This is a genomic window from Roseateles oligotrophus, assembly GCF_025717515.1.
GTDB lineage: Bacteria > Pseudomonadota > Gammaproteobacteria > Burkholderiales > Burkholderiaceae_C > Paucibacter_A > Paucibacter_A oligotrophus.
This window is the reverse complement of the sequence record NZ_JAJIRN010000007.1, coordinates 426,227-448,838: the sequence shown is the minus strand read 5'-3', so window position 1 is coordinate 448,838 and position 22,612 is coordinate 426,227. Positions and strand designations below refer to the sequence as shown.

The following is a 22,612-nucleotide window of genomic DNA, read 5'->3' as shown; positions in this document are numbered from 1 at the left end:
GAAGGTAAGCGGCCGCCGCAGGCGGTCCGCTTGAGCGACCGGCTATGCGGAGCCGCATCGAAGGCACTGCGGTGGAGGTGGCCGACAGCATACCGGAGCTGTACCCATGCCGCGCTCGGCTGAGGCGACAGGCCGCCTCGATACCATGCGGCCGGTGGCGAACCGAGGAAAGCGAAAGTCCAGCCTGGCCTAAACCGGCAAGATCCTGGCCGCCGAAAGCTGAAGCCGCCTGCTCCCCGCCCGAACTGGCAAAAAGCGAAGCCCATTGCCAAAGGCGATTGGCGCGGACGCGCAATCTGAAACGGCTCTTCGAAATATTCTTAGCCTGCGGCATAGCGTTGAAGTTGAGCCGCGAGCAGCGGCTGGGCACAGAAGGCCCAGAATGAAATGGGGGCCTGAAGAGCCCAGCCGTTGCGAGTCGGCTCGAACGCCGGGTTAGGCCTCTGGCTTGGCAATGAAGGCTTGCTTTTCATGCGGGCTAAACCCTGCCGATTCGTAGAACTGTAAAGTGGCTTCATCTTTCCTGCCGGTGAGCAGCATGACCTTGTAGCAGCCAGCCGACCAAGCATGGGATAGAGCTTGTGCCAATACCGCCCTGCCGTACCCCTGACTTCGATGGCTGGCGTGGGTGACTACATTCTCGATGACGCCATACGGTTTGCACCCCCGCGTGAGATTTGGGACGACCGTAATCGTGCAGCTTGCGATCAAATTATTGTCGAGGTACCCGCCAAAGTATTTGTAGCGCGGATTTGCCATGAGTTCCTGCCAGACAGCTTGGATGACAGCCTTTTCGGGCAACTGGGCATCCGACACATGCAAGTGCGCATACAGAGCCAGCAACTCGGGCAGCTCGTTCGGATGAATCTCGCGGATATTCATGGCGTGAGAGGCCTAACGTGTTGTATACCGCAGGGTCGAGCGGAATAACGCCGAAACCAACGCAATAACGGCACTTCTGAAAATTGCAGCAAGTGATTGAAACGGCGTTGATTTGTCAGCACTTGACTGTTTATTCATACAGTATTAAATTAAGCGACAAAAGCCGCGCCTGTTACAAACTCCCTGGTGGTTGCGCGGCACCGCCAGGAGCTAGGTAGGTGTGTATGTTGCCATCAATTACAGGCGTTATGCCGGCCCAGCTGCGGCAGCGGCCGATTTCTTTTGAGCCTTTGCCGCAATTCCAGTCGACTCGGCTGCTCGACCAGCTCCGCGAACGCATTCGGATGTTGCACTACAGCCCCAGCACCGAGCAGGCTTACAAGTATTGGTGTCGAGCCTTCATTCGCTTTCATGGCTTGAGGCATCCCTCGACGATGGGTGGCCCAGAGGTCGAGGCTTTTTTGACCTACTTGGCCGCCGACCGCTGTTTGGCGCCGTCCAGCCACCGGCAAGCTTTGTCTGCGCTGCTGTTTCTCTATGGCAAGGTGTTGGGTCAGCAATTGCCTTGGATGCAGGAGATCGGGCGACCGGTGCCCAAGCGGCGCTTGCCTGTGGTGTTGAGTGTGGACGAGGTGTCGGCCATCCTGCGGCAACTGGTCGGCGTCCACCAACTGCTGGCGCGCCTGTTGTATGGCACCGGTTTGCGCATCTCTGAGGCCGTAGGCCTGCGTGTGAAGGACATCGACTTTTCCCAACGCGCAATTTTCGTGCGCCAGGGCAAAGGAGGCAAGGACCGCGTCGTCATGTTGCCTACTTCACTGTTGCTGGACTTGCGTGAGCAACTGGGCTGTGGACGGCAGGTTTGGTGGGCCGATGTTGAGTCCGGGCGAGCCGGCGTAGAGATGCCTTACGCCTTGGAACGCAAGTACCCCCGAGCGGCGCTCAGCTGGGGCTGGTTTTGGGTTTTCCCGCAAGATCACCATGCCACCGATCCACGCAGTGGCGTGATCCGCCGGCATCACCTCTATGAGGAAACATTTCAACGGGCCTTCAAACGAGCAGTGACGGCCGCGGGCATCGTCAAGCCCGCCACGCCCCACACGCTCAGGCACTGTTTCGCCACCCATCTGCTGCAAAACGGCAGCGATATCCGCACCGTGCAAGAGCTACTGGGCCATGCGGATGTGTCCACGACCATGATCTATACCCATGTCTTGCAGATGGGCGGCGGAGCCGTGCGCAGCCCCCTGGATCAGTTATGAGGAGGCTGTGCCCGTGGCCATGCGGCAGGGTCGCCTTCTCTTACCCTCTTCTCTTACCCTCTTCTCTTGGCCCTTCATGTCAGGATAGTGGTCACGTCAGAATTGAGAAGCAAAGTAGGTCGGCGGCCGGGCCGAACGCCCGGCATCGTGCGGCCAAAGCAATCAAGTCGAAGGCGAGCAGTTCACCCACACTGCCCCACATACCCACAAGCCGTACAGAAATCACAACCATCCTTGTGAATCATCGTGCTGTTACCGCATTCCGGGCATGGCTTGCCGGCCATCGCCTGCACCTTCTCGCCGACATGGGCCTTGGCAATCGGCGCCTGCAACAGCCCCATCTCGACCAGCGGCAGGCCCTGCTCGTCCAGCACGCCTAACATCGCATAGCGATGGATGATCAAACGCGCCACATAGGCCACGGTAGACGGCCAGATCTGCTGGCGGCGCTCGCCGGTCAGCGTCGGCACCGGCGCCATGAAGTGACCCAAGGGCTCGCCCACGTTCAGCAACTTGCGCAGCTTCATGCCGATCCAGGCCGGGTCCATCACCCGCATGTCCAAACTCAGCAAACGCGCCATGCCGTCCAGCGCTTTCGGGTAATTGCCCGAGAAGCCCATCGCGCAAGGCCGGGTGACGAAGCCACCTTCCGGTGTCGGCAGGCTGACCTCTTTCAGCGTCAGCGTGAATTGCTCGTTAGTGGCCGGGTTGTCGACGTCGACCGCCCAGGCCAGCGTGCCCATGGTGCTGGTGCGCGGCTCCTCGCGGCTGAACATCGCGTCGATCACCGGCGTGGCGCCGCCGTCTTGCAGCGCGCCGAGTTGCTCGCAGCGCCAGCGGATCACGGCCGCCGTCGCTGCCACCACACCGGGGAAGAGGCGCGACTCGCCGCTCGGCGGGATCGGCATCTCGAAGGCGCGCTCCTCGGCCACCGTCGCCAACGCGTCCAGCTTCAGGCGCAGCCAGGCCGCGTCATTGGTGCGCAGGTCCATCGACAAGGTCTTGGCCACCGCCGCCAAACCGCGCGGCTGCTCGGCGCCATTGACCCAAACCTCGAAAGGCAAATTCTTGCCGAACAGGCCGGCGTCCGGCCCCTCGGCCGGCAGCTCGCCGACGAAGAGCGCGAAGTCGCCATGCGGGTGACGGATCATGTAGCTCCAGGCCGGGTTGCCGCCGGGCAACTCGGGCCGGCTCGGCCAGCGCAGCGAAGCCAACACCGCGTTCGGCAGGCGCGACACCAACATACGCTGGTTGCTGCCATCGGCCAACACGGGTTTAAGCGCCTCGGGTTCTTTGACGGCCGTCGGCTCGACGCTCAAGACCGAGCCCAGAATGCTGTTCGGCCGGTAGGTGGCCAAACCCTTCAGACCCGCCTTCCAGGCGTCGGTATAGAGGTCCTGGAAATCGGCATAGGGGTAATCGGCCGGCACGTTGACGGTCTTGGAGATCGAGGTGTCCACAAAGGGCGCCACCGCCGCCACCATCGCCGCGTGGTCGGCGGCGCTCAGCTCCAAGGCGGTCACAAAGGCCTCGGTCAGTGGCGCGTCTTTGCCGAACATATGGCGGTACAAGCGCCAGGCATGGTCCTCGACCGCGTATTCCTTGAACGAGCCATCGGCCATGCGCTTCTTGCGCGTATAGCTCCAGCTGAAGGCCGGCTCGATGCCGTTGGAGGCGTTGTCGGCAAAGGCCAGACTGATGGTGCCGGTCGGCGCGATCGACAGCAGGTGAGAGTTGCGCAGGCCTTGCGTGCGGATTTTGTCCTTCAAGCCAGTCGGCAGACGCGAAGCAAAGTTGCCGCCGGACAAATACAGATCGGCATTGAAGAGCGGGAAGGCGCCGCGCTCGAGCGCCAGATCGGCCGAGGCCTCATAAGCGGCATTGCGCATCACCTCGCTCAGGCGGCGCGCCACATCGCGGGCGGCCTCGGTGTCATAGCGCTGGTTCAGCATCACCAAGGTATCACCCAGGCCGGTGAAGCCCAGGCCGACGCGGCGCTTGTTGCGTGCTTCTTGCTGCTGCGCGGGCAGCGGCCAGGGCGTCACGTCCAAGACGTTGTCGAGCATGCGGGTGGCAACCCGGCACACCTCGGCATAGCCTTCTTCATCGAAGCTGGCGTCGGGGCCAAAGGGGTTGCGCACAAAGCAGGTCAGGTTGACCGAACCCAGGCAGCAGCAGCCATAGGGCGGCAGCGGTTGTTCGGCGCAAGGGTTGGTCGCGGCGATCGATTCGCAGTAATGCAGATTGTTGTCAACGTTGATGCGGTCCAGGAACAGCACGCCCGGCTCGGCGTGGTCATAGGTGCTGCGCATCACTTGATCCCAGAGCGCGCGCGCCTTCAGCTTGCGATAGACCCACAGGCCATCGGCGCGCTGATAAGCACCGGCCGCCTTTTGTTTTTGCCCGGCTTCGGCCTTGTGGGTCAGCTCGATTTCGCCGTCGGCCTCGACCGCCTGCATGAACACATCGGTCACGCCGACCGAGATATTGAAGTTCTTCAGGTCGCCCTTGTCCTTGGCGCGGATGAATTCTTCGATGTCCGGGTGGTCGCAACGCAAGACGCCCATCTGCGCGCCACGGCGGCTGCCGGCGCTCTCCACCGTCTCGCAGCTGCGGTCAAACACGCGCATATAGCTGACCGGGCCGGACGCGCTGCTCTGCGTCGAGCCGACCCAGGCGCCATAGGGGCGAATGCGCGAAAAGTCATAGCCGACGCCGCCGCCGCGGCGCATCGTTTCGGCCGCCTCGGTAAGCGCCGTGTAGATGCCGGGGTGGCCGTCTTCGCTGGAGGCGATCGAATCGCCGACCGGCTGCACAAAGCAGTTGATCAAGGTAGCGGACAGCTCGGTGCCGGCGGCCGAATTGATGCGGCCGGCGGGCACGAAACCGCGCCGCTGGGCATCCAGGAAACGCGCCTCCCACTCGGCGCGCGCCTCGGGCGCCTCGGCCTGCGCCAAGGCCCGGGCCACGCGCTGGCGTAATTCATCCAAAGTCTGCTCATCGCCTTTGGCGTATTTCTCCAGCAAAACCTCGGCGCTGATCTCCTGGGCCGGCAGCGCCGAGGCGGGCGCGACGGCGACGCGGAAAGCCGGTGCGCTGAAGATGTCGCCTTGAGCGGCGCTGGTGGTTTGGGTGGAAGGCTGGGTAGGGGTGGGCGAGCTCATGCAGGTCTCCGGGACGGCGGGATCAAATTCGGTGCGCGATGTTGCCGGCATCTTAGCGAGCGGTGCTTGACCCTGATCATGAGCCAGCCATCATCGACTCAATTTTTCAGCCGGCGCGGATGGCAAAAATCATCAATTGTGAGCAGTTACTTCTTGGCCAAGCCGCTGAAAATATTGATCTAGAAGTATCCGAATCGCCGCGTAAGGGCTGAAAAATTCACCGCTATTTCGACAAAAATTCAGGCCAAGCCCAGCTCGGCCAGCAATTCGGCCGGTGAATAAAAAGGGCTTTGCCCCGGCAACCAGGCCTGCACCAGCGCCTGCATACGGGCATTCAAGGGCGCTTGGCGGCCCTGCTGCGCGGCCAAGCGGATCACCTCGCCGCAGAGCGCATCAATCTCGGTGGGCCGCCCCAGGCTCAAGTCATCGGCCATGCTGGAGCGGGCCTTGGCGTCGATCTTGAGCATGCGCGCCGCCAGCAGCCGGAAGACCGGCGTCGGCAGGCGCAACATCGTGATCAGGCGGCGTGGCGGCAGCGGCGTCATCGCCGCGACCTCGATGCCGGCCGCCTCCAGAATGTCCAGCGCCTCGCTTTGCAAGGCGGCAAAACAGCGCCGGTAGCCGCGCTGCAGCAACTCGGCGCGCAGCGCTTGGCCGGACATCGCATTGACCGGATTATTCAAATTGATGAGCAGCTTGCCCCACTGCACCGCCTGCAAATCGGCGTACAAACGCAGGCCCAGACCTTGGCTTTCAAAGCATCGTTGCAGCGCAGCCAAGGCCGGCTCATCGCCCAAGCCTTGCATCGCCAGCGCACCCAAGCTGCCACGGTGGAAATGCCCGGCGCCCAGTTCGGCGATATTGAACGGGGTCATGCCGGCGCGCCAAGCCAGCGCCGGCGCTGCGGCACGGGCCCGCTCGGCATTGCCGACGCCGTTCTGCATCGAGACGACCAGACTGGCGGCCGGCAGCTTCGCTTGCAGCGCTTGCGCAGCCTCTGCGGTGGCGCCACTCTTGACGCACAAGAGCGTGATATCGGGTTTCAGCTCGGCGGGCAGTTCGTCGTGCAGCCGCAAGGCGGCGGCCGGCAGATGGCGGTGGCCGCCACCCAAATCGCTCACCGTCAAGCCCTGCGCTCGCAAATCGGCCAACACGCGGGGCCGGCCGACAAAATCGACTCGCAGCCCGGCGGCGACCAGGATGCCGCCCAAGTAGCAGCCAACCGAGCCGGCGCCCATGACCAAGACGGAAATCGGTTCAGCCTTTGGCGGCTGAAGCCCCCCGCTCATGCGAGCGGCGGGGACATGCCGCTCATGCGAGCGGCGGGGACATGCCGCTCATGCGAGCGGGTGGGCCAGATCGCGCAGATGTGTCGGGCCAACCCGGCGTTCGATCTCGCCGGCCAAGTCCTGGCCCCAGCCGAGCGCAAACATCGCCTCGCCGACGACGAACATCGGGCCCACCAGCAGGCCAACCAGGTCATCAACAAAGGCGGGCTTCTTGCCCTCGTAATAATGGCCCAGGAACTGAATGATCCAGCCCAGCACAAAGGCCCCGATGCCCCAGGCAAGCCAGTTGCCGACGCTGCCGGCGGCAAGCGGTTCGGCCGCGGCCATCAACAAACCATTCACCGCGCTAACGGCCAAACCCAAGACCAAATTGCCCCGGGTCAGATACCAAGCCGTGCTGGCACCCCAAAGCAACCAGGCCGCCGTCAACTGCACCGCGCCGAGGCTGAGATCGGCCCGCGCCAGCAACACGCCGATCGCAAAAACGATCAAAGGAATGCCAACGAAGTGAGTCGCAATATTGCGGCGATCGCGGTGGTAGCTCGCATATTGCGCCATCAAGTCAAGCGCGGGACGAAAGGGGCTGGCGGCCATAGTGGTCTCCTGATTCAAGGCTAAGGCGTTTGCCAATCATACTAATTCAACGCATCGCCATCGGGCGGTCAAAATCAACCCAGATTTTGCGGCAGTTTGGCCGACCCAAAAATGAACCTGACCCCATTTTCTAGCGCATTCCAAAAATCTTGGCTGCCTTCGCTCGCGGTGGTGCTGCTCTGCGCCTGCTCTATTGCGCCGGACCGGGTCGCAACAGTCGCGGCGGCCTCGGCTTGGGGGGATGACTTTGCCGATCTGCGCAATGCGGGCGAAGGCCGTGCGCTTTTGCAGATTGACGCCGCCGCATCGGTGCTCAATGTCCATGTATTCCGCGCAGGCAGAGCGGCCAAACTGGGCCACAACCATGTGCTGAACGCGCCCAAGCTGAAGGGTTTTGTGAGCCTGCCGGCGGGCGACTTGGATCTTGCTTCGGCCGGCTTCGAACTCGCCTTGCGGCTGGATGAATTGCAGCTTGACGCGCCAGAGGCGCGCGCCGCCTTGGGTGCGGGCTGGGCATCGACGCTATCGCCCGAGATGATCGCCGCCACGCGCGCCAATATGCTGGGCGAGAAGGGCTTGCAGGCCGATGCCTATCCGCTGCTGCGCCTGCGTTCCTTGGCGCTCAAGGGCGCTTACCCCAAGTTGGCCGCGCTGGTCGAAGTGGAACTGCATGGCCGCAGGCAACAGCAATGGCTGGCCCTGCATGCGAGCCTTGAGGGCGGCAGCCTGCGGGCGCGCGGTGCGATGGTGCTGAGGCAGAGCGACTACGGTCTGACGCCCTTCTCGGTGGCCGGCGGTCTACTGGCGGTGCAGGACGAGCTGCTTATCGAGTTTGATCTGTTGGCGAAGCCGCAACAGTCGGGCCGCTGACAAAGCATTGCACCAGCCCCTGCCACCAGCCCTCGGTCAACTCATGCTCGGTGTAGGCAGCAGCCGAATATTCACCGATCACCCGCCGCCAAAAGGCCTGGGCCGGCAGGTTATCCCTCATTTGCCCGACCTCCCACCGCCCGGGTAGCGCCCTGAACACCGCACAAGCCAGCTCGGCACCCAGCCCGGCGCGGCGATATTTTTTCAGCACGAAGAATTGCGCCATCCAATGCGCAGCGGCGCCGGGCTCGCCGACTTTGAGCGCCGGATTTACCAATGCAAAGCCCGCGTAACGGCCATCCACGACGGCCACAAACGGGTGAAAGCTGGGATCGCGCCAGTACTGATCAAGCTCGTAGCCATATTCGCCATGGCTGTCCAGATCCTGATCCCAGATATCGGACAAATCATGCTGATACAGCTCCAACATTCGATACAGCGGCAAGCGGTCTTCGGGCAAGGCCCGGCGCACCTGCAGTTCGGTCAACTTCATGCTTTGCACTCTCCTGTAAGTGCATTGTCCGGCCTGTGTTGTCCGGCAGGCTTGTCCGAATACTGTCCGCGGACAGTCCCGCCCCCGGCTGCATCGCCCTAAGTCCTTGATTGATCTGGATTTCGGCGCACGGTCACACCTGGCACGCCGCTTGCGATGAATAGGCTAACTAGGCCACCCAAGACAAGCACCCCATGATTCGAGACACCTCCGCGCAGGATCAAATCCTTAAGCCCAGCCGCAAGCCGGGCCGCCGCCTCGCCCTCGCCGGCTTGGCTCTGGCAACGCTGGCATTGGCCGCCTACGCCGGCCCGAAATTGATGAGCCAATTCAGCGGCGCTTCGGTCGCCTTGGCCAGGTTGTCGCTGGCCACCGTCGAGATCGGCCCGCTGACCCGTGATATCGCCGCCGAGGGCCGCGTGGTCGCCGCCAACAGCCCGACGCTCTATGCCGGCAGCCCAGGCACGGTCGCCTTGAGCGTGCAGGCCGGTGATCAGGTCAAGCGGGGGCAGGTCTTGCTGAAGATTGCCAGCCCGGAGTTGACTGCCAGATTGGCGCAGGAGCGCGCCAATGCCGACGCGCTGCAAAGCGAATGGCTGCGCGCCCAAGCCGACTCGCGCCAGCAGCGTGCGCAGGCGCAGAGCCAGCTTGAAACGGCCACCATCAGCTTCAAGACCGCGCAGAACGACCTGGCCCGCCAGACCCAGGCCTTCCAGGCCGGCGCCACGGCGGCCGCCCAGGTCGACCAGGCGCGTGACACCCTGGCCAAGGCGCAGGTCGCGCTGAAGCAGGCGCAGGAGTTGCTGGGCCTGAAGGACGACGCGCTCAAGTTCGAGCTGCAAGCCAAGCGCCAGGCCTTCGAGCGCCAGGCGCTGATGGTCAAGGATGTCGAGCGGCAATTGGATGAGTTGAGCCTGCGCTCGCCGGTCGACGGCCAGGTCGGCCAGCTCTTTGTCACCGACCGCGCCAGCGTGGCCAAGGATGCCAAGCTGCTGTCGGTCGTCGATCTGTCTGCGCTGGAGGTGCAGATCCAGGTGGCCGAGAGCCTGGCGCGCGAACTGCAGCAAAACATGGCGGGCGAAATCAGCGGCGGTGCCGATCAGAAATGGCAGGGCCTGCTCAGCTCGGTCTCGCCCGAGGTCGTCAACGGCGAGGTGGCGGCGCGGCTGCGCTTTGCCGGCAAGCAGCCCGAACAACTGCGCCAGAACCAGCGCCTGTCGGTGCGCATGCTGCTCGACCACCGCGACAAGGTGTTGACGCTGTCGCGCGGCAGTTTTGTCGAAGAAGGCGGCGGCCACTTTGCCTATGTCTTGCAAGGCGACCAGGCGGAGAAGCGCGCGATCAAGCTCGGCGTTCGAAGCCTCGCCAAGGTCGAGGTGCTGGAAGGTCTGAAGGCCGGTGAGCAGGTCGTGATCTCGGGCGCCGACAACTTCAAGGACGCGCCGCGCGTCACCATCAGCCGCTAAAAAGCTAACTCTTCAAACACTCAGGATCCCACACCATGTTGAAAATGAAATCACTCGCCAAGGTCTACCGCACCGAGATGGTCGAGACCTATGCGCTGCGCGACTTCAATCTGGAGGTCAAACAAGGCGAATTCGTTGCCGTGACCGGCCCGTCCGGTTCCGGCAAGACCACCTTTTTGACCATCGCCGGCCTGCTGGAGGCCTTCAGCGGCGGCAGCTACGAGTTGGACGGCGTCGACGTCAGCCGCATGAACGACGACGAGCGCTCGAAGATCCGCAACCAGAAGATCGGCTTTGTGTTCCAGGCTTTCAACCTGATCGGTGATTTGAACGTGCTCGACAATATCGAGGTGCCGCTGCGCTACCGCGGCATGGGGGCGGCCGAGCGCACGCGCCGAGCCAAGGAGGCCTTAGCCCGCGTCGGCCTGTCGGCCCGCGCTAAGCACTATCCGGCCGAATTGTCCGGCGGTCAGCAGCAGCGCGTGGCGATCGCCCGCGCGCTGGCCGGCGAGCCCAAGCTCTTGCTGGCGGACGAGCCGACCGGCAACCTCGACAGCCAGATGGCGCGCAGCGTGATGGAGTTGTTGGAGGAGTTGCACCGCGAAGGCGCCACCATCGTGATGGTCACGCATGACCCGCAGCTGGCCGCCCGCGCCCAGCGCAATGTGCATGTGATCGACGGCCAGGTGGTCGACATCGCCGCCGAGCTACGCATGGACCCGGCGCTGTTCAAGGCCGCGTCGGTGCAAGCCGGATGAAGGCCATGAAGGCCAACACTTTCGTTTTGCTCGGCGCGCTGATGATCTTGCCGGCGCTGGCCCAGGCCGACGACCTGCTGAGCATTTACACGCAAGCGCTGGCGGCCGACCCGGTCTTGGCCGGCGCCAGCGCCACGCGCGGCGTGCAGCAAGAAGCCGCCACCCAGGCGCGCGCCGCGCTGCTGCCGCAATGGTCGCTGGCCGCCGATAAAAACCAGGTCAATCCCGGCTCGGCCAACACCAACTTGCTGGCCAGCCACATCAGCCAAAGCCTGCTGGACATCGGCCAATGGCGCAGCCTGGCCGCCGAGAACACCTTGCTGTCGGCCCAGGATGAGCGCCTGCGCGCCGCACAGCAAGCGCTTTGTGCGCGTGTCGCTAATGCCTATTTCGCGGTGCTGATCGCGCAGGCGGGGCTGAACACCGCGCAGGCCAATGAGGCCGCCTTTGCCGAGCAGGTCAAGCAAGCCCAAAGCCGCTTTGAGGCCGGTTTGTCGGCGCAGCTCGATGTCGACCAGGCGCGCACCTATCACCAGCTGGTGCGCGGCAATGTGGTCCAGGCCGAGCAAGGCCTGGCCGACGCCAAACAGGGCCTGGCCGAAATCACCGGCAGTCAGCCGGGCGAATTGGCCGCCCTGGTGCAAGACCTGCCGGCGCTGGCGCCTCAACCGCAAGATCCGCAAGCCTGGGTGGAGCGCGCCTTGATCGGCAACCCCCAGCTCAAGGCCAGTGCATTGGCTGTGAGTGCCAGCGAGCGCCGCATCGAGGCGGCCCGCGCCGGCCATTTGCCGACGCTGAGTCTGGGCCTGGACAGCGAACGGCGCAGCCCCAATGACTCACCCGGCGCTCGCACGATCAACACCGTGGGACTGAAGTTGAACATCCCGCTTTTTGCGGGCGGAGCGACTCAGTCGCAGGTGCGCCAAGCCGGCTATCGGCGTGACGCGGCGCAGGGCGAGCAGGAGCAGACCCGCCGGGCGCTGATCCGTGAGACCCAAGCCCAGTACCAAGCGGTGCTGGCGGCGATGGCGCAGATGGACAGCAGCCGCCTGGCCGTCGCCGCCGCCAATCAAGCGCTCGCTTCCACCAAGGCCGGTCAGGCGCTGGGCCTACGCAATATGACCGACCTCTTGCTGGCGATTCAAACCCAGGCCTCGGCGCAGAACGCGCATGAACAAGCGCGCCACCGTTACGTCTTGGCCAAGCTGCTGCTCAGCGCAGCGGCCGGGGCACTCGATGCGACCGAATTGGCCGGCGTCAACCAATGGTTGCAACAGACCAGCACCGAAAGGAAATCCTCATGATGATGCTCACCTATTACTTCGAGTTGGCGCTGCGCAGCTTCAAGTCCTCGCGCGGGCTGACCGCGCTGATGCTCATCACCATCGCGATGGGCGTGGCCGCCTGCATGACGACACTGACGGTGTTCCACGTGCTGTCGGGCGACCCGATCCCGGGCAAGAGCGGACGCCTATTCAATATCCAACTGGATGCCAATCCGCTGCGGGGCTACAAGCCCGGTGATGAACCCAATTTGCAGCTGACCCGCTTCGACGCCGAGACCTTGCTGCGCGAGGCCCGCGCCGACAAGCAGGTGATGATGTCGGGCGGCAATATGGCGATCACCCCGCCGCAAGCCGGCCAGCAACCCTTCATCGCCAAATCGCGCAACACCTCGGCCGACTTTTTCGCCATGTTCGAGGTGCCCTTCCTCTACGGCAAGGGCTGGACGGCGGAAGATGACAAGTCCGAGGCGCGCGTGGCGGTGATTAGCAAGGCCTTGAACGAGCGCCTGTTCGGCGGCGCCGACAGCCGCGGCAAAACGCTGCGCGTGCGTGACAAGGACGTCACCATCGTCGGCGTGATGAATGACTGGCGCGTCGTACCGCGGTACTACGACCTGACCAACGGTGCTTTCTCCAGGATCGACGAGATCTACTTTCCCTTCAGCACGGCGATGGCGCTCAGGTTCGGCATCTCCGGTAATTTTTCTTGCTGGGGCAGCCCCCCCGGCGGCAATGCCCGCGCCCTCAATGCACCCTGTTCCTGGATTCAATATTGGGCCCAACTCGACAGCCCCGAGAAGGCGAGAAACTACCTGAACTACCTGAACCAATACTCGGAGCAACAGCGTGCCAGCGGCCGTTTCGAGCGCCCCAGCAATGTGCGCATGCGTGACGTGATGGCCTGGCTCAAGCAGAGCCAAGTGGTGCCCGATGACATTGGCCTGCAACTCTGGCTGGCCTTCGGCTTCCTGGCCGTTTGCCTGACCAACACGGTCGGCCTGCAACTGGCCAAGGCGCTGCGCCGCTCGGGCGAGATCGGCGCGCGCCGCGCCTTGGGCGCGCCTCGCCGGCAGATTTTTGCGCAGTTTCTGGTCGAGGCCGGCAGTCTCGGCTTGGCCGGTGGATTGTTGGGTCTGGGCCTGACCTGGGCCGGCGTCATGGCGGTGCGCAATGGCGCCAGTGAATACGCCGGACTGATCGAGATGGACGCCTTGATGTTAGCCACCACCCTAGGCTTGGCCTTGGCCGCAAGCCTGATCGCCGGCATTTTGCCCGCCTGGCGCGCTTGCCAGGTCACGCCGGCCCTGCAATTGAAGTCTCAATAAAGTCTCAAGAAGGACGGAATTAGCAATATGGACATCCTGCCCATCCTCGCCACTTTGAAGCGCCACAAAACGGCGTCATTCTTGATCGTGCTGCAGATCGCCTTGACCTGCGCCATCGTCTGCAACGCCTTGTTTTTGATCATGCAACGGATCGACAAGATCAACGAACCTTCGGGTCTGGCCGATCAAGAGATCGTCTCGCTCCGCATCGGTGCCATTGGCCCGGTCGAGAATCAGGACGCGCAGACCCGCGCCGACCTGCAGGCCTTGCGGGCATTGCCCGGCGTCAAGGATGCCACCTTGGTCAATCAACTGCCCTTTGGCGAAAACATGTCCATGAGCACCATGCGACTGCAGCAAAAGGAAGATGGCGGCGGCGTCACCGCGTCGATGTACAACGTCAGCGAGGCTTGGTTGAAGACGCTAGGCCTGCGCCTGGTTGCCGGTCGGGATTTCGAGGCGGGCGAATACCAAAATTTGCTGGATCTGGAGAAGTCCGAGGACGCGAGCTACCCGGCCATCATCCTCAACCGGGCGATGGCCACGCGCATGTTTCCGAAAGGCGATGCACTGGGCCAGGTGATCTATGGCTTAGGCGAAAAGCCGATCCGCGTGGTCGGCGTGGTTGACCGCCTGGTATCGCCGCAACCGGGCGGCAAGGACGAGTCGCTGAACTACAGCATGTTGCTGCCGGTACGCGAGACTTTTCGCGGTGGCTATTTCATCGCACGGACCGAGCCGGGCAAGCGCGACGAGGTGCTGAAAGCAGCGGCCTTGGCCTTGGACAAGAGCGGGGCCAAGCGCATCCTGATCGAGAGCCAAAGCCTGGCCGACAAGCGCAAGCATTACTACCGCCAGGACCGCAGCATGATCAATCTGCTGGCCGCCGTTTGCTTAGGCCTGCTGGTGGTGACCGCCTTCGGCATCGTCGGCCTGGCCAGCTTCTGGGTCCAGCAACGCACCCGCATGATTGGCACCCGCCGGGCGCTTGGCGCCACAAGGGGTCAGATCTTGCGCTACTTTCAGACCGAGAATTTCATACTCTCGACGATAGGCATAGGCCTGGGCATGATCGCCGCCTACGGTATCAGTCTGCTGCTGATGAAGAGTTATGAGTTGCCGCCGCTGCCGCTGGCCTTTTTGCCGATCGGTGCCTTCGTGCTGTGGGGCTTGGGGCAACTGGCGGTGCTGGCGCCGGCCCGCCGGGCGGCGGCTTTGCCTCCGGTCGAAGCACTCAGAGGCGCTTGATTGTTATGCTCTCACCCTGATGGCAAACGTACTGATCATTGACGACAACCCCGGCGTCGGCGAGGCCCTCTCGCTGCTGCTGTCTCTGCACGAGATTGAGCCGCTGTATGCGGCCAGCCCCGAGGCGGGCTTAGGCCTGCTGGCCGGCCGCAACATCGACCTGGTGATACAGGACATGAACTTCACGGCCGACACCACCTCGGGCGCGGAAGGGGCGCTGCTGTTTCGCGCCATTCGAGCCAAATATCCCGACCTGCCGGTGATTCTGCTGACCGCCTGGACAAGGCTGGAGGCGGCGGTGGAGTTGGTCAAGGCCGGCGCGGCCGACTATCTGGCCAAGCCCTGGGACGACGCCAAGCTGATCATCACGATAGGAAATCTGCTGGAGTTGTCGGAAACCTCGGGCGAGTTGCGGCGCCATCATCAGCAGCGCCGTGATCGCCGCGAGGCCTTGCAACGGCGCTTCGACTTGGACGGCTTGGTGTTTGCCTCCGAGGCGATGCTGTCAACCTTGGAGTTGGCCGCTCAAGTGGCGCGTACGGATTTACCGGTCTTGGTCAGCGGCCCGAACGGCTGCGGCAAGGAGCGCGTTGCGGCGCTGGTGCATGCCAACTCGGCGCAGTGCAAGGGCCCGTTTGTCGCCCTGAACTGCGGCGCTTTGCCGGCCGATTTGATCGAGGCCGAACTGTTCGGTGCCGACAGCGGCGCCTTCACCGGCGCCCACAAGGCGCGCGAAGGCCGCTTCGAGGCGGCCAATGGCGGCACGCTGTTCTTGGACGAGATCGGCACGCTGCCGCTGGCCGGTCAGGTCAAGCTTTTGCGAGTTTTGGAGACCGGTCGTTTTGAGCGTTTGGGGAGCAGCCGGACGCGCGAATCCAAGGTCAGGGTCATCAGCGCCACCAATGCCGATTTGAAGGCGATGGTGGCTGCGGGAACTTTCCGCGAAGACTTGTACTACCGCCTTAATGTGTTTGAGCTGCGGCTGGCCGCCTTGGCCGACCGGCGCGACGATATCTTGCCGCTGGCCGAATTTTTCCTCGGCCCGGGCGGCAGCAGGCGCATTTCCGAGCCGGCCCGCAGCGCCCTGCTCGCCCACCCCTGGCCGGGCAATGTGCGTGAACTCAAAAACGTGATGGCGCGCGCCGGTCTACTGGCCGATGGAGGCGCGATTCAGCCCGGCCATCTGGGCTTGACGACCCCAACGCCGGCGGCCGCCGCCAACCGCAACCTGGATGAGCCCAGCCGCGAGACGGTGCTGGGCGCCTTGGCCGCTGCCGGCGGTGTGGTCAGCCGCGCAGCGCAGGAGCTGGGCCTGTCGCGCCAAGCCTTGTACCGGCGGATGGAACGTTACGGTCTGGACGCCGGCTGATGCGCAGCCCGGGCCTGCAGACCCGTCTGACCCTGCTGCTGCTGATGGCGGCGCTGGCCGGCGGGCTGGCCAATGCGGCGCTGAGCAACTGGCCGGCGATGCAAAACATGGCAGCACTGATCGGGGGTGCGCTGATATTGCTGGCCTTGCTGATCTGGTTGGCCGGCCTGATGCTGGCGCCACTGCGTCGGCTTCTGAGGGCGCTGGAGGGTTCTGTTTTGAGCTACCGCGACGGCGATTTCAGCATGTCGCTGGCGGCGCCCGGCCGTGATCAGCCGCCCGAGCTGGCCGAATTGCTGCGCTTGCACAGCGAGTTAGGCCTGGCCCTGCGCGAGCAGCGGAAACAACTCGCGCAGCGCGAGTTGCTGCTGGACACCGTGGTGCAGAACACGCCCGTCGCGATGCTTTTGTGCAACCCGCAAGGCATCGTCAGTTATGCCAACCTTGCCGCACGCCAATTGCTGGCCAAGGGACGCAGCTTGTCCGGCACCACCTTGAGCGAGCTTTTGGCAGATGCCCCGCCGACCTTGGCTGCGGCCTTGCAAAGCCAGCAGGACCAACTCGTCAGCGTGCTCGAAAACGAGCAAGAGGAGCAGTTTCACATTTCCCAGCGCAGCCTCTTGCTGCAGGGTCAGGCGCACCGCCTGCTGTTGGTTCGCCGCATGACGCGCGAGCTGTCGCGCCAGGAGGTGGCGAGCTGGAAGCGGGTGATTCGGGTGATGAGCCATGAGCTGAATAACTCGCTGGCGCCCATTTCCTCTCTAGCGCACAGCGGCGCCGAGTTGGCGCGGCGTGGCCAGATCGAACGCTTGGAGGGCGTCTTCAAAAGCATAGGCGGGCGCGCCAGCCATCTGCATCAATTTCTGTCCGGCTACGCCAGCTTTGCCAAGCTGCCGCTGCCACAGCCAAGCCCCGTCTTGTGGCCCGAGTTCTTGGCCGGGCTGAGTGCCCATTGCCAGTTCAAGCTGGAAAGTGCGCCGCCTGGGGAGGCCGGATTTTTTGATGCCGGACAGATCGAGCAAGCCTTGATCAACCTGATCAAAAACGCCCATGAGGCCGGTGGGCCGCCCGAAGGCGTCGGCCTAAGCCTGCAGTGGCGCGGGGAGGCGCTGGTGATGACGATCACCGATCACGGGCCCGGCATGAGCGAGGCGGTGTTGGCGCAAGCGCTGCTGCCGTTCTACTCGACCAAACGCAACGCCCAAGGCGGCGGCACCGGCCTGGGTCTGGCGCTGGCGCGAGAAATAGCCGAGGCCCATGGCGGGCACATCACGCTGGCCAACCGGGCCGGCGGCGGCTTGGCGGTCAGCCTATTTCTACCAATCCCTGCAAGGGATTGATATTGGCCGGCGGCGCGCTATCCTTGAGCCTGTCACATGCCAAGCAGATTGAGCCACGAATGCCGCCCGAAATGAATCCAGTCAGCGCCGGCCGCGAAGCATTGGAGCTGGCAATTGCACAAGCACAGGCACAAGCCGAAACGCAAGCGACCGACCCAGCGCTAGCGGCTGATTTGAGCGCCACCCTTGAGCGCCTGAGCGACTTGTGTGCGCAGGCCGGTGATTTCGAGGCCGCGCTGCGACACCATCGGCGCTTTCATCAATTGAGTCTGCTGGGCCGCAGCACCGAGTTACTGGAACGCGAGCATCTACTGGAGCGCCTGAGTGAGTTGCTGACTCATACCGAAAAATTTGGCGCCGGCCTGTGTTTGGTGGCCCTTGAGGCCGACGGGGCTACGCCAGGCGTGACTCAGCAGGTGCAACTCGCCGAGCTGCTGCTGCGCCAATGTCGCCCCGAAGATTTGATCGCTCGCCAAGGCCGCGGCTCCGGCAACGGCCTGCTGCTGGTCTTGATCGATGTCGATCTGGCCTCGGCGCGCAAGGTCTGCGAGCGAGTCCGCTCGGCTTGGCCCAAGCAGCGCAGCGGCGGCAGCCTCAGCATGGGCCTGAGCGCTTGGCGCGGGCCGGCCGACGATGTCGCCCGTTTGCTGGAACGCGCCGAGAGCGCCTTGGCCGCAGCACGCCGTGGCGGCGGCAATAGCTTGCGCAGCGGCGCGGCCTGATCGGCGCTTAACTCAGCATGGCTCCGCGTGACTTTGTGCTCGGGCCAAGCCCCAGCTTACCGGGCTGGCTCGGCCTACACTCAGACGCTTGCGCCCAGAGGTCGATTTGGCCTCACCCTTATCCAAAACCAAATTCATGAGCACTCAAGCCGACCTATCCAAGCTGACCATGGCCTTGGAATACGCCGACTTAGCGGCCGGCCTCTATTTGAGCGGCGGCAGCGACCATGCGGCGCAGCTATTGGCCGCCGCTGCCGAGCAAGTGCTCGGTGACTTGGCTCGCCTGCTGGGGCCCTCGGCCCACAGCGATGAGGTGCAGGCCCTGCTCGCCAAGATCGCCAGACGCTACAAGGCGCCGCCGCTCGAACCAAGAAGCGTGAAGGCCAAACCCAGCGGCGACAACTTGGCGATATTGGGATTCGCCCAACCCGGCGACAAAGGAAACGAGGAAATTCGCGATGCCACCGCGGCCTATCTGCGCGCCGCTTGGTACACCTTGGAATCGATGGGACTGGACGCCGTCGTGCCCTTGCGTCTGCAAAAGGCGGTCGACCAAAGCACCATTTACGCCCACGACAGCTGACGACCCAAACTGGCGCGAATCAGGTCGCTAATCCGGTCGCCGTACGGGACCGCTTCTGCTAGCATCAAATCAGTCAACAGGAGCCTGCCATCAATACCGAACGCCGCCATTTCGCTCGCGTCCCCTTCGACGTCGAGGCCGAGCTCATCACTACCCAAGAACACTTGAAGGCACAGGTGCTTGATCTGTCGCTGAAGGGCGCGCTACTCAGCATGCCCGACGCGGTCGAACTTGCGCTCAACCTGCCTTGCTTGCTGAAGGTGTTGTTGAGCGACAAAACGACCGTCATCGCGATGGCCGGCGAGTTGGCCCATGTAGAGGGCAAACATGCCGGTTTTCTGTGTCGCAGCATAGATATCGAAAGCATCACCCACTTGCGCCGCCTGATCGAGATGAATCTGGGCGACGCGACGCTGGTAGAGCGCGAGTTGGCGGCCTTGATCAATCCCTGATCAGCGCTGAATAAACTGACGCAGCACGGCAAAGGCGGCGTCAGGGTCATCGCGCCAAGCGCCATGGCCGACGCCGGCGAAGCTGACCAGTTGCGACCATTGCGCCGGCAAGGCGGCCGCCATGTCGCGCGCATCCTCCAGCGGGCAAACCGGGTCTTCTTCGCCCGCCATCACCAGCACCGGACATTGCGCCCGCGCCAGGCCGGACAATAGATCCATGCCCTGCTTCTCGCCTCCAACGAAATGAAGCAGGATGTCCTCGCGCAACAAGGTGCGCTGACCCGCATCGGGGTCACGTGGCTCGGTACTGTTGTAGAGCTTGCGACAGCCGGCCCAATACGCCGCCCAACTGGCCGGCGTTGGCTCGCTCCAGAATTTCTGCGCCAGCTCGCGAGCCTGAGCGCCACCAAGTTTTTCAAACATCGCCAGCTTGCGCGCCATCACCATATTGGGCGAGGTGCTAGACAGGATCACCTTGGATGCGTGACCGGGATGACGGGCAATATATCGCTGCGCGACAAAGCCCCCGAAGGACTGACCCAGCACGATGGGCTTGACGATACCCAATGCATCACACAAGCGCACCACATCATCGGCCCAGGTGTCCAGCGTCCACTCGGCACGCGGCCTCTCGTCGCTGCGGCCATGGCCGCGGTGGTCGTAATAGATGATTTGCGCCAAATCGGCCAAACGAGAAAACGACGGTTTAAAACCACTGTGGTCAAAACCCGGCCCGCCATGCAGGCAGATCAGCGTCGGCTTTTGCCGCAGAGCGGGACCATCCGGCACCCACTCAGGCCCCTCGACATCCACGAATAAGCGCACACCGCCACCGATATCGATCTTCATCGCTGCATCCTTTCTGGGCAAAAGAGGAGTATGCAAGACGCCGAGTCGGTTAAGCGCCCTCAAACGCACCTTCAAACATCCAACACCACATTGGCGTCGAGCGAGATCTCCAAGCTAAAACTCGAAAACATAGACAAACCAGTCATATTCGTGCTACATTAGCTGGATAGATACGCACAAGACCGTTTCTTCAAGGTCTTCAATCTGCAGCCCCGCCGTACGTACGCTTTATTCGTCGCGCTAGGCTCGCTTCAGTTTCAACTCCCGTTTGACTGTTCTTGAGTGTTTCTGTCTTCGCAGGCCTTGCAAAGTCGCAAGCCGCGGAGTGTTTTTTCAATAGTTTCAAAAGGAACACATCATGACGACAATGCAAACTGGCACCGTAAAGTGGTTTGACGACGGCAAGGGCTTCGGCTTCATCACGCCAGAAGACGGCTCCAAGGACCTGTTCGCTCACCACAGCGAAATCCGCAACAACGGCGGCTTCCGCACTTTGGCCGAAAACCAAAAGGTTGAGTTTGAAGTCAAGCAAGGCCCTAAGGGTCTGCAAGCTTCGAACATCCGCGGCCTGTAATAGCCCCGGTACGGCGCGCAAGCGCCGTGACTAAAAAGGGTTGGCGCGCAAGTGCTGACCCTTTTGTTTTGACTCTCTGTACTACCCGTTTTGAGTTTGATCTCCCCGGATCAAGCGGTTTTGCCCCCAACAAAACCAAGCGCGCCATTGAATGCTGATGCGTCGCGAGTGTCACCTTGCCAAAATAATTACAAATCCCGGCAAGCAAAACAAAGGTCGGCCCATTGAGCCCGGCACCCGTCATGCGGCCACCAAGCCACAACGACAAAGCCAATACCATCGTTTGAGGCCACGAAGACTCACGATCCCATGCGCGTACCCCGATCACGCAGTCAATAGAAAATCTCCCTTCGCCATATCGCGCCGCGACAGCTGTCATGGCGCACACCTCTCTCAGAAAAATGCAAACTAAAAACAGCATTGAGGTGGGCAAATATCTTGTCTCACCCATGATCAAACCCCAGGACGATGGCAGTTTTGCTGCGTCCGTTTCAATCCGCTCAGGACGCGGCATGGCCAGCCATGACCGGGTCATGCGCTTCACGCCACGCTTCATCAGCCAGCGCGCCGCAATGCGTTACGCAACGGCCGAAGGCCTGGCCTGGGTGCGCGCGCATTGATGAGCAAATAGGCCAAGGCCCATGAGAAAAGGCGCTCCTCGGAGCGCCTTTTTCATGCTCAATTGCAACTCAACCTTTACCGACGCCACCGCCCAGCGCTTTGTATAGCTGCACATTGTTCAGCAGCAGGCCCAGGCGGGTCTGCAACAAGGCCTGCTGCGCAGCATAACTGGCACGCTGAGCGTCCAGTAGCTCCAGGCTGTTCGACGCGCCATTGGCAAAACGTAGCCCCACCAGACGCAGTCGTTCGGCCTCGGCGCGGGTTTGCTCGGCCTGCGCCCGCACTTGCTCCGCATAAGTGGCGCGGCCCGCCAAGGCGTCGGCCACCTCACGGAAGGCCTGCTGCACCGTCTTTTCGTACTGCGCCACCGCAATCGCTTGCGCCGCCTTGCTGGCTTCCAGATTGGCCTGATTGCGCCCGGCATCAAAGATCGGCATCAGCGCTTGCGCGCCCAGACTCCAAACCGTGTTGCTGAACAATTGCGACAGCTCATTGCTGGCTGTCCCTAAGCTGGTAGTCAGGCTGATGGACGGGAAAAAGGCCGCCCGCGCCGCGCCGATATTGGCATTCGCCGCGATCAGCAATTGCTCCGCCTGCAAGACATCGGGGCGCTTGATCAAGACCGCGGACGGCAGACCGGCCGGCAGCTCGAACACCCGAGCGGCCGCCAATGGCTGGCCACCGGCCAAGTTAGCGGGCAGCGGCTGACCGAGCAGCAGCACCAGGCCGTTCTCGCTTTGCTCGCGCTGACGCTTGGCCTGCGCGAGGCTGGCGCGCGCGGCCGCCGCAGCGGACTCGGCCCCACTCAGGTCCAGGGCCGAGCCGGCGCCGCCGTCAAATTTCAGCTTGGTCAAACGCAAACTGTCCTCGCGGGCCGCTGCCGTCTGGCGCGCTAAGGCCAATAACTCGTGATCGGCTTGCAGCGCCAGATAGCTTGAAGCCACGCCGGCCACCAGGCTGATCTGCGCGGAGCGGCTGCCCTCGGCGCTGGCCAAGTAACGCGCCAGCGCAGCGTCACTCTGACTCTTCACTCGCCCGAACAAATCGAGCTCGAAGGCGCTGATCTGCAAGCCGGCTTGGTAGCTATTGCTGCTGCCGCCGCTGCCGTCTGTTTTGGGCTGCCGATTGGCGCTGAGTCCGGCGCCGATGGTGGGCAGGCGGTTGGCGTCGGCGACCCGCGCCAGCGCGCGCGCCTGCTCGACATTGAGCAGCGCCATGCGCAGATCGCGGTTGTTCTTGAGGGCGATTGCGATCAGCTCGCTGAGCCGCGCGTCGGCGGCGTAGAAGCTCTGCCAGGGCAAGTCGGCAGCGCTTTGCCCGTCTGCCGAAGCATGATTCCAGCTTGCTGCCAGCGGCGCCGCCGGCGTCTTGTGCTCGGGTGCCAAAGACATGCAGGCACTGAGCAACAAGGTTGACGCGGCCGCGATCAGCGTGATGGGGAGGAAACTAGGGCGATTCATTGCGA

General features: G+C 63.1%; 21 protein-coding genes. 14 read left to right on the top strand and 7 right to left on the bottom strand.

Annotated features, from left to right (window positions below; genetic code table 11):
• Positions 1-435: 435 nt before the first annotated feature.
• Positions 436-882, bottom strand: a complete 447-nt coding sequence (locus LNV07_RS17510; protein WP_263572452.1) for a GNAT family N-acetyltransferase — start codon at positions 880-882, stop codon at positions 436-438.
• Between the two features lie 248 nt (positions 883-1,130).
• Between LNV07_RS17510 and LNV07_RS17505 the strand changes: the two genes are divergently transcribed.
• On the top strand, positions 1,131-2,144 hold the full coding sequence (locus LNV07_RS17505; RefSeq protein WP_263572469.1) for an integron integrase: 1,014 nt from the start codon (positions 1,131-1,133) through the stop codon (positions 2,142-2,144).
• Positions 2,145-2,326: 182 nt separating this feature from the next.
• Here LNV07_RS17505 and LNV07_RS17500 read toward each other — a convergent pair whose 3' ends face one another.
• The 3 genes from LNV07_RS17500 to LNV07_RS17490 all read right to left on the bottom strand — a co-directional run bounded on the left by LNV07_RS17500 (position 2,327) and on the right by LNV07_RS17490 (position 7,191).
• A complete protein-coding gene (locus tag LNV07_RS17500) occupies positions 2,327-5,308 on the bottom strand; it encodes an adenosylcobalamin-dependent ribonucleoside-diphosphate reductase (protein ID WP_263572451.1) in 2,982 nt (993 codons plus the stop codon).
• Between the two features lie 239 nt (positions 5,309-5,547).
• Positions 5,548-6,597, bottom strand: coding sequence for a 2-dehydropantoate 2-reductase (locus LNV07_RS17495; RefSeq protein ID WP_263572450.1), 1,050 nt, complete (start codon positions 6,595-6,597; stop codon positions 5,548-5,550).
• 48 nt (positions 6,598-6,645) lie between these two features.
• Positions 6,646-7,191: an Mpo1 family 2-hydroxy fatty acid dioxygenase gene (locus tag LNV07_RS17490; protein ID WP_263572449.1), complete on the bottom strand. Its 546-nt coding sequence runs from the start codon at positions 7,189-7,191 to the stop codon at positions 6,646-6,648.
• A gap of 111 nt (positions 7,192-7,302) precedes the next feature.
• Between LNV07_RS17490 and LNV07_RS17485 the strand changes: the two genes are divergently transcribed.
• Positions 7,303-8,061 (top strand): hypothetical protein, encoded by a 759-nt coding sequence (locus LNV07_RS17485; RefSeq protein ID WP_263572448.1) that lies wholly within the window; start codon positions 7,303-7,305, stop codon positions 8,059-8,061.
• Here the strand turns inward: LNV07_RS17485 and LNV07_RS17480 are convergent.
• On the bottom strand, positions 8,015-8,554 hold the full coding sequence (locus tag LNV07_RS17480) for a GNAT family N-acetyltransferase (RefSeq protein WP_263572447.1): 540 nt from the start codon (positions 8,552-8,554) through the stop codon (positions 8,015-8,017). The two genes, LNV07_RS17485 and LNV07_RS17480, sit on opposite strands and share 47 nt — an antisense overlap.
• A gap of 194 nt (positions 8,555-8,748) precedes the next feature.
• On the opposite strand from LNV07_RS17480, the gene LNV07_RS17475 reads away from it, so the two are divergent.
• The 10 genes from LNV07_RS17475 (at position 8,749) to LNV07_RS17430 (ending at position 19,103) form a co-directional block, all read left to right on the top strand.
• On the top strand, positions 8,749-10,020 hold the full coding sequence (locus LNV07_RS17475) for an efflux RND transporter periplasmic adaptor subunit (protein WP_263572446.1): 1,272 nt from the start codon (positions 8,749-8,751) through the stop codon (positions 10,018-10,020).
• A 35-nt stretch (positions 10,021-10,055) separates the two neighbouring features.
• Positions 10,056-10,778, top strand: coding sequence for an ABC transporter ATP-binding protein (locus LNV07_RS17470; protein ID WP_263572445.1), 723 nt, complete (start codon positions 10,056-10,058; stop codon positions 10,776-10,778).
• A gap of 5 nt (positions 10,779-10,783) precedes the next feature.
• Entirely contained in the window at positions 10,784-12,082 is a 1,299-nt protein-coding gene (locus LNV07_RS17465) for a TolC family outer membrane protein (RefSeq protein ID WP_263572444.1), read from the top strand.
• Positions 12,079-13,389, top strand: a complete 1,311-nt coding sequence (locus LNV07_RS17460; protein WP_263572443.1) for an ABC transporter permease — start codon at positions 12,079-12,081, stop codon at positions 13,387-13,389. Before LNV07_RS17465 ends, LNV07_RS17460 begins: the two co-directional genes overlap by 4 nt.
• 27 nt (positions 13,390-13,416) lie before the next feature.
• Entirely contained in the window at positions 13,417-14,637 is a 1,221-nt protein-coding gene (locus LNV07_RS17455; protein ID WP_263572442.1) for an ABC transporter permease, read from the top strand.
• Positions 14,638-14,656: 19 nt separating this feature from the next.
• The gene (locus tag LNV07_RS17450; protein ID WP_263572441.1) at positions 14,657-16,006 is read left to right on the top strand and encodes a sigma-54-dependent transcriptional regulator; all 1,350 of its coding nucleotides are present in this window, start codon (positions 14,657-14,659) and stop codon (positions 16,004-16,006) included.
• On the top strand, positions 16,006-17,346 hold the full coding sequence (locus LNV07_RS17445) for a sensor histidine kinase (protein ID WP_263572440.1): 1,341 nt from the start codon (positions 16,006-16,008) through the stop codon (positions 17,344-17,346). The genes LNV07_RS17450 and LNV07_RS17445 overlap by 1 nt, the downstream gene beginning before the upstream one ends.
• A gap of 71 nt (positions 17,347-17,417) precedes the next feature.
• A complete protein-coding gene (locus LNV07_RS17440; protein ID WP_263572439.1) occupies positions 17,418-18,068 on the top strand; it encodes a nucleotidyl cyclase domain-containing protein in 651 nt (216 codons plus the stop codon).
• A 136-nt stretch (positions 18,069-18,204) separates the two neighbouring features.
• Positions 18,205-18,651, top strand: a complete 447-nt coding sequence (locus LNV07_RS17435; protein ID WP_263572438.1) for a hypothetical protein — start codon at positions 18,205-18,207, stop codon at positions 18,649-18,651.
• A gap of 68 nt (positions 18,652-18,719) precedes the next feature.
• A complete protein-coding gene (locus tag LNV07_RS17430) occupies positions 18,720-19,103 on the top strand; it encodes a PilZ domain-containing protein (RefSeq protein ID WP_318013748.1) in 384 nt (127 codons plus the stop codon).
• On the opposite strand, the gene LNV07_RS17425 is transcribed toward LNV07_RS17430, so the two are convergent.
• Complete coding sequence (locus tag LNV07_RS17425) at positions 19,104-19,952, bottom strand: alpha/beta fold hydrolase (protein ID WP_263572437.1); 849 nt, start codon at positions 19,950-19,952, stop codon at positions 19,104-19,106.
• Positions 19,953-20,319: 367 nt separating this feature from the next.
• Here LNV07_RS17425 and LNV07_RS17420 point away from each other — a divergent pair, with 367 nt between their 5' ends.
• Both LNV07_RS17420 and LNV07_RS17415 read left to right on the top strand, forming a co-directional pair.
• Positions 20,320-20,526: a cold-shock protein gene (locus LNV07_RS17420; RefSeq protein ID WP_263534780.1), complete on the top strand. Its 207-nt coding sequence runs from the start codon at positions 20,320-20,322 to the stop codon at positions 20,524-20,526.
• 401 nt (positions 20,527-20,927) lie between these two features.
• Positions 20,928-21,146, top strand: a complete 219-nt coding sequence (locus LNV07_RS17415) for a hypothetical protein (RefSeq protein WP_263572436.1) — start codon at positions 20,928-20,930, stop codon at positions 21,144-21,146.
• A 69-nt stretch (positions 21,147-21,215) separates the two neighbouring features.
• Here LNV07_RS17415 and LNV07_RS17410 read toward each other — a convergent pair whose 3' ends face one another.
• Positions 21,216-22,607 carry an efflux transporter outer membrane subunit gene (locus tag LNV07_RS17410; protein WP_263572435.1) on the bottom strand — a complete coding sequence of 464 codons (1,392 nt, stop codon included), beginning with the start codon at positions 22,605-22,607 and terminating at the stop codon, positions 21,216-21,218.
• Between the last annotated feature and the right edge of the window lie 5 nt (positions 22,608-22,612).